At 47.8% G+C, this 12922-nt stretch carries 12 protein-coding genes and 1 riboswitch; of the genes, 6 read left to right on the forward strand and 6 right to left on the reverse strand.

The window, feature by feature from the left end:
- Positions 1 to 56: 56 nt before the first annotated feature.
- Positions 57 to 250, reverse strand: a riboswitch (cobalamin riboswitch).
- 133 nt (positions 251 to 383) lie between these two features.
- Complete coding sequence (locus HP568_RS11880; protein ID WP_048034656.1) at positions 384 to 1475, reverse strand: quinone-dependent dihydroorotate dehydrogenase; 1092 nt, start codon at positions 1473 to 1475, stop codon at positions 384 to 386.
- Between the two features lie 151 nt (positions 1476 to 1626).
- Here HP568_RS11880 and HP568_RS11885 point away from each other — a divergent pair, with 151 nt between their 5' ends.
- Genes HP568_RS11885 through HP568_RS11895 form a run of 3 tightly spaced genes read left to right on the forward strand, consistent with a single transcriptional unit; the run spans position 1627 to position 5274 of the window.
- Positions 1627 to 2727, forward strand: a complete 1101-nt coding sequence (locus HP568_RS11885; RefSeq protein ID WP_173629172.1) for a GerAB/ArcD/ProY family transporter — start codon at positions 1627 to 1629, stop codon at positions 2725 to 2727.
- Complete coding sequence (locus HP568_RS11890) at positions 2717 to 4099, forward strand: spore germination protein (protein WP_048034658.1); 1383 nt, start codon at positions 2717 to 2719, stop codon at positions 4097 to 4099. Before HP568_RS11885 ends, HP568_RS11890 begins: the two co-directional genes overlap by 11 nt.
- Positions 4096 to 5274: a Ger(x)C family spore germination protein gene (locus HP568_RS11895; RefSeq protein WP_173629173.1), complete on the forward strand. Its 1179-nt coding sequence runs from the start codon at positions 4096 to 4098 to the stop codon at positions 5272 to 5274. The genes HP568_RS11890 and HP568_RS11895 overlap by 4 nt, the downstream gene beginning before the upstream one ends.
- Positions 5275 to 5331: 57 nt before the next feature.
- On the opposite strand, the gene ald is transcribed toward HP568_RS11895, so the two are convergent.
- The 3 genes from ald to HP568_RS11910 all read right to left on the reverse strand — a co-directional run bounded on the left by ald (position 5332) and on the right by HP568_RS11910 (position 8477).
- Positions 5332 to 6456: an alanine dehydrogenase gene (ald, locus tag HP568_RS11900; protein ID WP_047073211.1), complete on the reverse strand. Its 1125-nt coding sequence runs from the start codon at positions 6454 to 6456 to the stop codon at positions 5332 to 5334.
- A gap of 131 nt (positions 6457 to 6587) precedes the next feature.
- A complete protein-coding gene (locus HP568_RS11905; protein ID WP_048034660.1) occupies positions 6588 to 7826 on the reverse strand; it encodes a PucR family transcriptional regulator in 1239 nt (412 codons plus the stop codon).
- Positions 7827 to 7907: 81 nt separating this feature from the next.
- Positions 7908 to 8477 carry a helix-turn-helix domain-containing protein gene (locus HP568_RS11910; RefSeq protein ID WP_048034661.1) on the reverse strand — a complete coding sequence of 190 codons (570 nt, stop codon included), beginning with the start codon at positions 8475 to 8477 and terminating at the stop codon, positions 7908 to 7910.
- Between the two features lie 225 nt (positions 8478 to 8702).
- Here HP568_RS11910 and HP568_RS11915 point away from each other — a divergent pair, with 225 nt between their 5' ends.
- Together HP568_RS11915 and HP568_RS11920 are read left to right on the forward strand one after the other, a co-directional pair.
- A complete protein-coding gene (locus HP568_RS11915; protein ID WP_173629174.1) occupies positions 8703 to 10004 on the forward strand; it encodes an MFS transporter in 1302 nt (433 codons plus the stop codon).
- A 17-nt stretch (positions 10005 to 10021) separates the two neighbouring features.
- Positions 10022 to 11008 carry an ornithine cyclodeaminase family protein gene (locus HP568_RS11920; RefSeq protein WP_173629175.1) on the forward strand — a complete coding sequence of 329 codons (987 nt, stop codon included), beginning with the start codon at positions 10022 to 10024 and terminating at the stop codon, positions 11006 to 11008.
- A 66-nt stretch (positions 11009 to 11074) separates the two neighbouring features.
- Here the strand turns inward: HP568_RS11920 and HP568_RS11925 are convergent, their stop codons facing one another.
- Both HP568_RS11925 and HP568_RS11930 read right to left on the reverse strand, forming a co-directional pair.
- Entirely contained in the window at positions 11075 to 11428 is a 354-nt protein-coding gene (locus HP568_RS11925) for a response regulator (RefSeq protein WP_048034664.1), read from the reverse strand.
- A gap of 119 nt (positions 11429 to 11547) precedes the next feature.
- Positions 11548 to 11739: a hypothetical protein gene (locus HP568_RS11930; protein WP_048034665.1), complete on the reverse strand. Its 192-nt coding sequence runs from the start codon at positions 11737 to 11739 to the stop codon at positions 11548 to 11550.
- A 168-nt stretch (positions 11740 to 11907) separates the two neighbouring features.
- Here HP568_RS11930 and HP568_RS11935 point away from each other — a divergent pair, with 168 nt between their 5' ends.
- The gene (locus tag HP568_RS11935) at positions 11908 to 12918 is read left to right on the forward strand and encodes a BMP family ABC transporter substrate-binding protein (protein WP_048034666.1); all 1011 of its coding nucleotides are present in this window, start codon (positions 11908 to 11910) and stop codon (positions 12916 to 12918) included.
- The last annotated feature ends 4 nt before the right edge of the window (positions 12919 to 12922 follow it).

Consider the following 12922-nt stretch of genomic DNA (forward strand, 5'->3'; position numbering starts at 1 on the left):
CAGACTGACTATACAGCCTCATTGCCCGTATTCACCGCTCCTTTCCGCGAAGGTTCTGTGGGTGTGGCTTATAGGTAGGTCTCCTGGCTTCCAGATCCATGCGCTCTTTGTCCTTCCCCATACGAAAATGAGTGGTTTCCTTCTCAAAGAGAGCTCCCTGGTTACAGTGGCGGGACCGCTCGGGACTTTCACCCGATTCCCTGTTACCCTTTATGCTTCACATAAAGGCACCTAACGCCGACAATATACAATTGACAGATAATTCATGTTTGTCCCACATCATTATACCGGATCACTACATAAATCGGAAGAATATAAGTGAAAACGCATAAGTCGATGACCCACTACAAACGGAGCCATCGACCTATGCGTACTTGTTCTCTCTATTCTTTTGCGTCTACACCAATTACTTCACTAATATGTTTAAAACCATCCCGCTGCATGAGCTTGAGCAGCTTTTTGTTGATTTGCTTAGCAATACCTGGGCCCTGATAAATCATCCCTGTATACACCTGAATGAGACTGGCTCCTGCTCGGATTTTCGCGTAGGCATCTTCGCCGTTATAAATGCCCCCGACACCGATGATTGGTACCTTGTCTCCTACTTCTTGATAAATCTCCTTCACCCAAGCAGTGGAACGCTCCGTAAGAGGTCTTCCGCTCAAGCCGCCCGCTTCCTCGGCAAATCGATGTCCGGAAACTGCCTCACGTGACAAGGTCGTATTGGTTGCGATAATTCCGGAAATGCCTTCTTCCACAGCAGCGTGAACAACATCGCGCATGTGCTCATCCGACATGTCTGGTGCTACTTTCAGCAATATCGGTTTTTTCTTGATGGAACGTGCTTCCATTTCAGATGCCTTTTCCCTTACTGCACGCACCAAATGACGCAAGCTCTCTGTTTCCTGCAAGTCACGCAGATTCGGGGTATTCGGAGAGCTGATGTTAATGACGAAGTAGTGACCGTATGCATAGAGCATGTCCATACATTTGCTATAGTCGATGGCCGCCTCTTCATTCGGCGTTACTTTGTTTTTTCCGATGTTAATCCCAATCGGAACATCTGAGTATGCGTAATCGACCAAATGCTGGGAAGCCAAATACGCACCGTGATTGTTGAAGCCCATCCGGTTAATGACAGCTTGATGTTCCGGCAAGCGGAACAAACGCGGCTTCGGATTGCCTGGCTGCCCCTGCGGCGTCAACGTCCCGATTTCCACAAACCCAAAACCAAGAGCACCTAACGCATGATAGACTTCTGCATTTTTATCAAAACCGGCTGCAAGTCCGACTGGATTCGGAAACGTCATTCCCCACAGCTTATTCTCCAATCGCTGGTCTTTTACCTGATAGATCATCTTCAGGATGCTTTTGCCTGGAGCAGAATCCTCCACCAGCCTTAAGGCACCAATTGTCTTTTCATGAATCTCTTCCGCATCTTGCTGGAACAGATATTTTCTTATGAGCTGATACATCGGCTGCACTCCTTACTCCGTTTCTACCTTTTTACCTCATAGTAGAATACCATACTTTTTCGGACGGATGTAACCTTTATACGTGATACATATTTCCAAGCAAGCAGGCAAATCCTAACAGCACCACCACGCACAGGGGGATAAGTCTTTCATGAAAGTGGACGGAAAAATCGGGATTGGTCAAGCCATTATGGTGATGATGCTGACGATCGGCATTACGAACCACGTAACCGTCATCCCCCTCTTATTGAGTAAAGCCGGAAGAGATGCTTGGTTGAGCGTGTTACTTGCTGGTATCCCTTTTTCCTTCTGGGCGTATTTGCTGTTTGTGGTTAATCGAAGTTTGGATCAACAATCTTTGTATGAATGGATTTCACAACGGTCAGGAAAAATCGTCAGCAATCTCTTGCTCGTTCCAATCATGATCTGCCTGTACCTCATGGCGCTGACGAATCTGATCGATACGCAAACTTGGACAACCGTAAACTACTTGCCTCGTACACCCGAGTGGGTGACCGCTTTAGCCTTGGTCGGGCTATGTGTACTCGCTTCTATTGGAGGTATGACCTCCGTTGGAATCACAGCAGGCGTCTTGCTCCCCGTAGTCGTGTTGCTCGGATTTTTCGTCGCTTTTGGCAATATTCCCAAAAAGGATTATAGTTTTTTGCTCCCGCTTTTCCAAAACGGTTTTCGTCCGCTGCTACATGGGATGCTTTACGTTGGCGGCGGTTTCACCGAGCTGTTTCTGCTCCTTTTGCTCCAGCATCACGTACGAAAGCCGTTTCGACTCGTACACTTTTTTGTCATGCTCGGTATCACACTGCTGTTGACACTCAGCCCACTGACAGGAGCAATTGCAGAATTTGGACCTGTGGAGTCCGCTCGTCAACGTTTTCCTGCATTTGAACAATGGCGGCTACTCACAATCGGAAAAGACATCGAGAACATGGAGTTTTTCTCGATTTTTCAGTGGCTTTCTGGTGCTTTTATTCGAATAACGCTTTGCCTGATTCTTTTAGGAGATTTGATCACGATACGAACTCGAAAGCAACGCAAATTCATGATGCTGTTTTTCGGCGGAAGCATGATCGCCTTCACCGGCCTCCCTTACAGCGACATGCAATTCGTAGCCTTCTTATCGCGTGTATACTACCCACTTTACTTCGTCACCATGATTGTTGTCTCACTCGCGCTCATCCTGCTATCCCTGCGCAAACCATCCAGACAGGAGGAGGCCCCTTATGACCCTTGAAGAGGAACTGCGGGAAAAACTCGCGCATTGTGCGGACGTCGTTTTTTTGCGCACGGTCACATCTGAGGACCAGCCTGTATTGATGCTTTATTGCGAAGGACTTGCAGACATTCGTCAATTACAAGATACGGCGCTGCCGCAATTGGAGCGATTCCTGGCTATTGGTGATTTGCGCTCCCTGCCTCTTTTCCCACTCTTCACGAACCCAGAGTTGTGGGTGGAGCGACTGTTTGCAGGAGATTTGCTGATTTTCATTGGAGACTCCCCTCCATTCGCTTGGGACATCTCCAATCGGCCGGAGCGTGGCCCTGAGGAAGCCAATACAGAGATATCGATCAAAGGTCCCCGCGACGGCTTCGTCGAGGATCTCTCCACAAACGTGGCTCTCATCCGCAAGCGTCTGCGAACAATTACCCTGGCCTACGAGCCTTTTATTCTCGGAACGCGCTCGCGTACAAGAGTTGCGATGATGTATATCACAGATGGGGTATCTTCGGATCTCGTGGAGATGATGCGCGAGAGGCTCCTCAATTGTAGGTCAAAAAAAATCTTGAATAGCGCTATCCTGGAAAAATTACTCAGTGACAATACTCGTTCGCTGTTTCCGTTAGTTGATTATACGGGACGTCCTGACTTTGCGATTTACATGCTCTTGCAAGGTAAAGTGATCGTGTTGATAGACGGCTCACCCTTGGCAATCGTGGCACCTGTTACCTTGCTCGAACTAATCAAATCTCCCGAAGATGATCAGTATCCTGTTACTTATGTATGGCTGGAACGCATGCTGCGCCTGGGTGGATTTTGGATCGCGATCTTTCTGCCTGGCTTTTGGATTGCCCTGTCGGCCTATAATGTAGAGCAATATCCTTTTCAATTGCTCGCTACCGTTACACAAGGCCGAAAAGGACTGCCGTTTTCCGCGCCGATGGAGCTATTTATTATCTTGTTTATCTTTGAATTTCTGCGCGAGGCAGGTGCCCGTTTGCCCAAAAACGTCGGGCAGACACTAGCATTAGTCGGCGCACTGATTATCGGGGATGCTTCCATTCGTGCAGGACTGACATCGCCCTCCATGCTGTTTATCGGCTCCCTTACAGTCGTTGCCTCCTTCACACTGGTCAACCAGGCATTAAGCGGAGCCGTTACCGTGGCTCGTTTTGCTGTTTTCTTCCTTTCCGCAACCATCGGCATGTACGGCTTTATCCTCGGAAATATTGCCATCGTATACTATTTGTCTACCTTGACGTCCTTTGGCAGATCGTATATTTTGATGGGTTCATCCAACTCCTTGTCCACACTGCTCATAGTCTTGTTCAAATCCATGACCAGTTTTTTTCGAACGAGATCGGCTAAGGGTGGCGATCATAAATGAAGGGCATGCGGATTGCTTCTGCTATGCTGCTGTTAGCAACGACTCTTCTTAGCGGCTGCTGGGACCAGAAATCGATTCAGGACCTTCGCTACTTATCTGCTATTGGCATTGATTACGTCAACAATGAATATGTTTTATACGCCCAATCCACCGATCTGTCTACCGTCGCCAAGCAGGAGTCATCGACCACCCTTCAAGCACCACCTGCGACCATTTCGATCGGAAAAGGGAAAACACTTCAGTCTGCCTTTGATAACCTGCAAAAAAATGCGCAGGTACCCGTATTTCTAGGCTTTGTATCCTCCCTCGTCTTTCATGAGCGAATCTTGCAAAAGGGAGTGATATCCACCCACGATATTATGAATCGATACGGTCTGATTCGTTACACCAAATGGGTATTCGGAACGCGGGAGCCGATTGACAGAGTATTAAGCTCTCATTCTTTGGTTGGATTTTCTCCATTGGACTCTCTCTTGCATCAGCCAAAGGATGTTTACGAGCAGCGTTCGTTTATCGAGCCGATCCAATTTTATCGGTTTATCTCGAACTTTTGGGAGCCGTCAAACACCGTGTTATTACCAAACATCACGCTGTACGAGCGTTCCTGGAAAGAAAATAACCGTTTCATTTCTCGTCTCTCCATCGATGGCATCCACGCCATTCATCGTGGAAATTGGCAGGGGTATTTCCCCAATCGTGATTTAATGGGGATTCGGTGGATGAATAGTAACACGAAATTTGCTGGGCTCATTGTGAGACAAAACAACACTCCCAAAGCAACAATGCGCATTGAGCACGTCCAATTGGACATCACTCCGATTACCACCGGAGAGCATCCTCGTTATCAGGTCAATGTCCGACTTAATGGGTTCGTTCGCGAAATGATGAGTCCTGTTACGCCTGCTTTCGTACGAAAAAACTCCGAAGAACAGATAGCCGAGCAAATTCGCGGGACGTTTCTAAAAGGAGTCAAAGCAGGGGTTGATCTGTATAGCTTGGAGGAAAGTTTGTTTAAAAAAGACTACCAAGCATGGCGAAAATACGAAATTCGCAAGCACAATAAGCTCACGCCTGATTCCCTGGCCCAAATTCAAGTCCACATGTTCTTAAGTGATTCTGGAAAAATGAAGATGGACTCGGTCAAATACCCTGACCCGCTTGGGCCGAATAAATAAAAAAACTGCTTGCCGAAGCTCGGACAAGCAGTTTCTTCTTTCTATTTACCGTTGAAGCTAGTTTTTCACCAGCAAAACTTCTTCAATAGAAGCATACGGCAGGTTATGCGCATCAGCGACAGCTTTGTAAGCGACTTTGCCGTCGATGACGTTTACGCCTTTTGCCAATGCTTTGTTGTCGCGAATTGCTTGTGCGTAGCCTTTGTTCGCCAATTGTACCGCGTAAGGAACGGTTACGTTGGTCAGGGCCAATGTAGATGTACGAGCGACTGCGCCAGGCATGTTGGCTACCGCGTAGTGAATCACACCGTGCTTCTCATAGGTTGGCTTGTCATGAGTAGTGATGCGGTCAACGGTTTCAATCGATCCGCCTTGGTCAATCGCAACGTCTACGATCACAGAACCAGGTGACATCTCTTTTACCATGTCTTCTGTTACCAGACGTGGAGCACGAGCACCTGGAATGAGTACAGCGCCTACCAGCAAATCTGCTTTTTTCACAGCGTTTGCGATGTTGAAGGAATTGGACATCAGCGTCTGAACGCGACCTTGGAACAAGTCATCCAGTTGGCGCAGACGGTCTGCGTTTACATCGATGATCGTCACATTTGCACCCAGTCCAAGCGCCATTTTCGCTGCGTTCGTCCCTACAATCCCGCCGCCGATTACGACTACCTCGCCTTTTGGTACGCCTGGTACGCCACCGAGCAGAACACCTTTTCCACCGTATTGCTTTTCCAAGAATTGTGCGCCGATTTGAACGGACATGCGGCCTGCTACTTCAGACATCGGCATCAACAGAGGCAGAGCGCCATTGTCGAGCTGAATGGTTTCGTAAGCGATTGCAATCACTTTTTTGTCGATCAATTCACGAGTCAATTCAGGCTCTGGTGCGAGATGCAAATACGTAAACAGAATCAGACCCTCGCGGAAATATCCGTATTCAGCAGGGAGTGGTTCTTTTACTTTCATTACCATGTCAGACGCCCATGCCTCTGCTGCTGTTTCTACGATCTCAGCGCCTACTGCCTTGTAATCTTCATTCGTAAAACCACTGCCTTGCCCTGCACTTGTTTCTACACGAACGGAATGTCCGTTTTGTACCAGAGCAGCTACACCTGCCGGGGTAATGGCTACGCGGTTCTCATTATTTTTAATTTCTTTTGGAATTCCAACGATCATGATAAGTATGTCCTCCTTGGAAACGCCAATTTCTTTGCGGTTACTATTATTGTACAGCGTATCTTCGGGCATACTCCTTGGAGATTCCTTTAATTTTAGCGTCTTTTCATTTGTGAAAATTCACAAACAAACTACTGTTCCCCATCTAATTTGGCTATTTTCAACTCTAAATATAAGGCAGCCCGCTGGTTCATATTGTCGAGATCGACACGCATGATCTCCTCAATTCTTCTCAGTCGGTAGCTCAACGTATTAATGTGGATATGCAGGCGCTCTGCTGTCTTGTTGACCTTGCCAGCGGCATCCAAAAAAGTCTCCAATGTCGTCAAGAGCGTGGTCTGGTTGTCGCGATCGTACTGTCTGAGCTTTTCCAGCCGTTCATTCTGGTAGCCCTGCTCCTCTTCCCACTGCTTCAGTTGTAGTAGATATCGATAAATCCCTAGCTCGTGATACCCGTGAATCCCCTCATTTTCCTGCGGAAACAGCTTTTTGATCTTGAGCGCATGCAGCGCTTCCCTGTAGCTTTTCACAATATCCGTATAAGACTTGTAATCTCTCCCGTACCCAGCAATTACCTGGCGCCCTTCCGTGACATGTGCTTCGAGCTTGCCGAGCGAGTCGGCGAGGAACTGTTCCACCTTGCGAATGAGCACGTCACTCTTGTCTTTTTTCGCATCGGACAAACCGATCAATAAGATAATTTGCGAGCCGTCGACAACCCAGAGCAGCTTGTCACGCATTAGCAACGGATACAAGTACTGGTCCAGACGGGCTCCTGCCGCTTCAATAATACAAATTAAATAAGAGGTCGGAAGCTGCATCTGCAAGGTGTCCGCTTTTTGGCGAATGGCAGCCTCACTACTGTGATTCCCCAGCAACAGCTCCCATAGAAATTCCTTGCGTCGCTGCTCCTCCGCCTTGCGTTTTCCCTGCCGTTGGATGAGACGCGAGACGGCTACGCGTGCTGCCTGACGAAGAATTTCATCATCGTCTCGGGTAATTGGTCGATTCACCTCTTGTGCCCAAATGTAACCGAGCACGTCGCTCCCTCTGCGAATGGCTATCGCCACACGCTTACCCAAACCGATTTCGTCCTTGGCCGGGATGTGTACGGGGTCGTCTTGCGTTAACAGCTCCTGAAATACGCCGTCCTTCCAAAGGCGCGTCAGCACTTTTTCCGGTACCCGTCGCCCCATGATGGTAGACCAGCGCGCTTCATCTGTGCTTTCTCCGTGTGAGCTGTAAGCAATCAGTTTATGATCGGCATCTTCAACCGTTATCGGATTTTGCAAAAGTTCTCCAATGACATCAGCTAATTCTTCGATATCAGCATGCTGATACTGTTGAAAATAGTTAGGCTCTACGGGCACACTTTCACCTCTTTACCGCTCTTTTCTACGCGTTCCTCTATTATAGTAGAAAACATGACTTCGCTAAATGCTCTCGGTCAATTAATAAGAAGCGGTCGGAATCATGTCGCTGTCATGCGAATTGACACAAAGAAATCTGGTGACCTCTCCTGTACGGTTCACCCAGTTGTGCGGAACGGATGAATCCATGTGAATGCTGTCGCCAGGGAACAAATCATGCTCCTCTTCCCCCAGCAAAAGAGTCAACACACCTTCAAGGACGTAGATAAACTCTTGCCCCTTATGTACAAAAGGCGTGCCTTTTTCTCCATGCGGTGAAAGCGTGACAAGAATCGGTACCAGCGACGGATTCTCCAAATCACCGGACAGGTCCTCATACACAAAAGGCGCATGCAAAAGCCCAGACCGCTCTTTGCTCGCTCTGCGTACCTGCCCATTCCCTCCACTCGACTCACCCGAAAAGAAATAGCCTGGGCTCACTCCCAAGGCTTCCGAAATTTTTTTCAATGACTCTAGCGTAATGGAAGACTTCCCACGCTCTACTTGGGACAAAAAGCTGATCGACAGCTGTGTTTTTTCCGCAATTTGTTTGAGTGTCTTCTTTTTGCCGACACGAAGCGATTTGATTAATACACCAATGGTAGGTTCCATTTGCATACCTCGCCGTAAAAAGGATAGGTCTATCATACTCTTTCCCGAAAAAAGTTGTAAAGTTAGCATAAGTATCAATTTTTACTATTGCTACAAATTGTGTTGCATTTTATAATCTTTATTATTATCAGATTTGTAATCGTTTTATTTGTAAAAATTGAAGTGCTACTTCACTCTTAAATTGAAGTGATACTTCAATATCTACCGACAAAGGAGGATTACCCGATGGCATTACAAACACAAGCGGGCGTTTCCAAAAAGGTTCAAAACAAAGCGTTGGTCGCGAGCCTGATTGGCAGCTCCATTGAATGGTTTGACTTTTTTCTGTATGGAACCATGGCATCGCTCGTATTCAACAAGCTATTTTTTCCTTCGTCTGATCCAACTGTAGGCTTATTGCTCTCTTATCTCTCATTTGGTCTTCCCTTTTTCATCCGGCCTTTGGGTGGCGTGATCTTCAGTCATATCGGGGACAAAATCGGTCGTAAAAAGACGCTGGTCTTGACGTTGTCGCTGATGGGAGGTGCTACCGTCTTAATCGGCTTGCTGCCTGATTACAATGCTATTGGCATCTGGGCTCCGATTCTTCTCGTCCTGATGCGTTTGATTCAGGGCTTAGGGATCGGCGGCGAATGGGGAGGCGCATTGCTTCTCGCCGTAGAGTACTCCGGCAAAGGCAGACGCGGCTTTTTTGGGAGTATCCCGCAAATGGGTGTAACGATCGGTATGCTTCTCGGTACGTTGGCCATTTCTTTAATGAGTGCGCTTCCCGATGATCAATTCATGTCTTGGGGCTGGCGAATTCCGTTTCTATTGAGTGCAGCGCTCGTCTTTTTAGGACTCTGGATTCGCAATGGCATCGATGAAACGCCAGCTTTTCAAGAAGCAAAAAAGACGGGGAACATTGCGAAAGTTCCCATCGTAGATACATTTCGCTATCACTGGAAAGCTGTTCTGATTGCCGTCGGAGCCAAAGTGGTAGAAACGGCACCGTTCTATATTTTCTCGACGTTTATTATTGCCTACGCGACGAACTACTTGGGCTACGACCGAATAACGGTACTCAATGCCGTGACGATCGCCACATTAGTGACAACCATCGCGATTCCGTACATGGGCATGCTGTCAGATAAAGTAGGAAGAAAGCCTTTGTATGTCGTGGGAACGATAGCGATGATGCTGTTTGCATTCCCTTACTTTTATATGCTGTCATTGAAATCAGCTCTCTGGCTTACCGTCGCTACAGTCATCGGACTCGGGATTCTCTGGGCTCCGGTCACAGCTGTATTGGGTACGATGTTCTCCGAGATTTTCAGTACAAATGTACGCTATACTGGGGTAACGGTTGGCTACCAGCTCGGTGCTGCTTTGGCAGGCGGTACTGCTCCACTGATCGCTACTGCCTTGTTAAGCTCCTTTAACTCGTGGGTGCCAATCGCTTTGTACATTGTCATTTCCGGGGTTATTTCTCTCATTGCGGTTTCTGCTACGAAGGAAACAAAGGATTTGGATTTGGACGAATCCTGATGGAAAGGAAGAATGAGATGCTAGTATTAAGCCGTGAAAACATTGAACAAATCTATACGATGAAAGATTGCTTGGAAGATGTGGAACACGTCTTCCGTGAGCATATGCTTGGAAATGTTACCACCCCTGTTCGTACTGCCATTGACCATCCGAAATACGGAGCAACCAGTCTATACATGCCGTCCTATTTGGAAACGGACAATTACGTAGCGGTAAAAATCATCAGCATTTTCCCGGAAAATCACAAGCACGATATCAAAGCACTCCAAAGTGTAATCGTGTTGACCGAAGCTAAAACGGGACAGCATGTGGCGATGATGGACGCGAGCCTGTTGACGATTATGCGCACAGGTGCAAGCAGTGGCGTTGCAACCAAATACTTGGCAAAAGAACATGCGCAAAGCTGCGCTGTATTGGGATGCGGGGCACAATCGATCGGACAAATTCAAGCCGTCATGGAAGTCCGTCTGTTGACAAACATTTATCTTTATAACCGCACACGTGAGAAAGCGGACGAAATGAAACAAACACTGCTCTCGCTCTATCCCGAGTGGCAAGGCGAAATCACGGTTATGGATGATGCCAATGAAGCGGTGGCGAATGCCGAAATTGTGATTTGCAGCACGAAGGCTACCAGCCCGTTGTTTGATGGAACACGCTTGCGTCCTGGTACGCATATCAATGCCATCGGTGCTTTTCTTCCTCATATGCAGGAGGTCGACCTGACTACTGTACAAAACAGCAAAGTCGTGGTCGATACACTCGAGGGAGCCCAGCACGAAGCCGGCGATCTGCTCATTCCGATTGAACGCGGTGAATGGAGCTTTGAACAAATGCACGCTGAGCTGGGAGACATTCTGATTGGGAAAAAACCTGGCCGAGAAAACGATGACGAAATCACGCTGTACAAATCCGTGGGTGTTGCCTATTTGGACACAGCCGTTGCCAAAACGGTCTATGAACGGGCGAAAGCAAATGGCATTGGAACAGAAATCATCTTGTAAATCCTGGCTTTTAAAAAAACAGCCGCCTTCCCACCCGGGATTTGGCGGCTGTTTGCTTTTTCCGGTTTACAAAAGTCGGGCGATGGCATCAAGTATCTGCTCTTTTTGAAAAGGCTTCACGACGAAATCACTCGCTCCTGTTTTCATCGCTTCCAGCACCTTCTGCCGGTGCCCGACTGCCGAGCAGATCAAAATTTTGGCATCACGGTCAAAATCTAAGATGTGACGCATGGCTTCAATCCCGTGCATGTGCGGCATGGTAATATCCATGGTGACAATATCTGGCTTGAGCTCCTTGTACTTTTCAATTGCCTCCAAACCATTGCTCGCTTCTCCACAAACTTCATGTTGTTCGCCTAGCATATCCGTCAGCACCCTTCTCGTGAAGGCTGCGTCATCTACTATCAGCAATCGGGCCATGCAGTCTTATCCCCTCGCATCTCGCTTGCTATTCTACTTCCTACTTTTGCAGAAATCGCAAGCCTTGTCCACGAGAGAAAATGACTTCTTTTGTCGAATGGCGCGAACTCCGATCGGTATTATGAAATAAAGCCGATTCGCTCGCTGCTTTCTTTCGAATCGCTATCACTGGCGGGTTCAGCTGTCCCGCTCGACGCCAGAGGGCTGTCTGGTTTCGGGTGTGGAGTAGTCTCTCCAATTTCTGGTCGATCGACCTGTGTGACCTCATCCGGAATATGAATCTGGGGGATTTCCACCATATCGTTTTCCATCGCGTGTACGCCTCCCTTCTGTTCCCGCTTCGCAGGATGTTCTCCATACGATTAGCCTGTCCGTATCCCTTTTTTCCATGCACAACCTTCAGAGAACCGATATAATAGGCATGACGTGTATTTATATTTTCAAGTGGATTATGCTTTTTTTCTATGGAGGAATCCCGCATGCCAAAGCTGCTGCCATTTCCCGTCTTATTTACCGGTTTGGTAGTCGGGCTGCTTCTGCTCATTACCAGTCAGTTCGTTACAAGCATGAAGCATCTTGATAAAGTCATAAATAAAAGCAGCCATTCTTCTGAAAAAGTGCGTGTCGCCCTGTTGCTGGAGGGCCCCACTTATGATCAGGGCTGGAACAGCAGTGCGTTGGAGAGTATGACAGAACTGCAAAAAAGATTTAACTTTTCACTCGAAATCGCCAATAATATAAAACCGGAGCAGATTACGAAGGTGGCTGAGAAATATGCAGCTAACGACTATGATCTCGTACTCGGTCATGGCCTCATCTTCTCTGATCCTTTTACAGACGTGGCGCTTCGGTATCCGAAAACACACTTTGTTTCCTTTAACGGAGAGGCTCCGCATCCGAATCAGACCACGATTCGTTACGATATGAAGCCTGCTGGCAAGCTCGTGGGTATCCTAGCCGCCAAAATGACAAAATCGGATAAAGTCGGGTACATCATGGTAGACAAGCCCACAGAACTCCATCAAGTAGAAGGCTTTATCGATGGCGTGAAAAAGGCGTCGCCCAAAACCACTATCGTCGTGGGAAAAGTTCCTGATTTCAATGATATTGAGGGGGCCATTCGCACGACTCGCGACATGATTGCACAAGGTGTGGATGTCATCTACACCACAGGCGACAGCTTCAATCTCGAAGTGATTACAGAAGCGCAGCGCGCAGGAGTATTCACCATCGGATATATTGCTGATCAGCGCTACATCGCTCCTGACTTCGTGCTGGCCTCCATGATGCAGGATGTTCGTCAGTGCTACCGCATCATCATGGAACAGTTTATTCAAGGGGATCTCCCCAATGGAAAAGTTATGTACGGACTTGCCGAAGGAGTCAACCATCTCAGTCAATTCGGACACATGGTGCCAGCAAATGTACGTGAAGATTTAGAACGGGAACTGCAAAATCTCATTCCTTCCCGTGGCTCGTATGGAGGTTAATCAG

Origin of the sequence: Brevibacillus sp. MS2.2 (assembly GCF_013284345.1) — a bacterium.
Taxonomy (GTDB): Bacteria; Bacillota; Bacilli; order Brevibacillales; family Brevibacillaceae; genus Brevibacillus; species Brevibacillus brevis_C.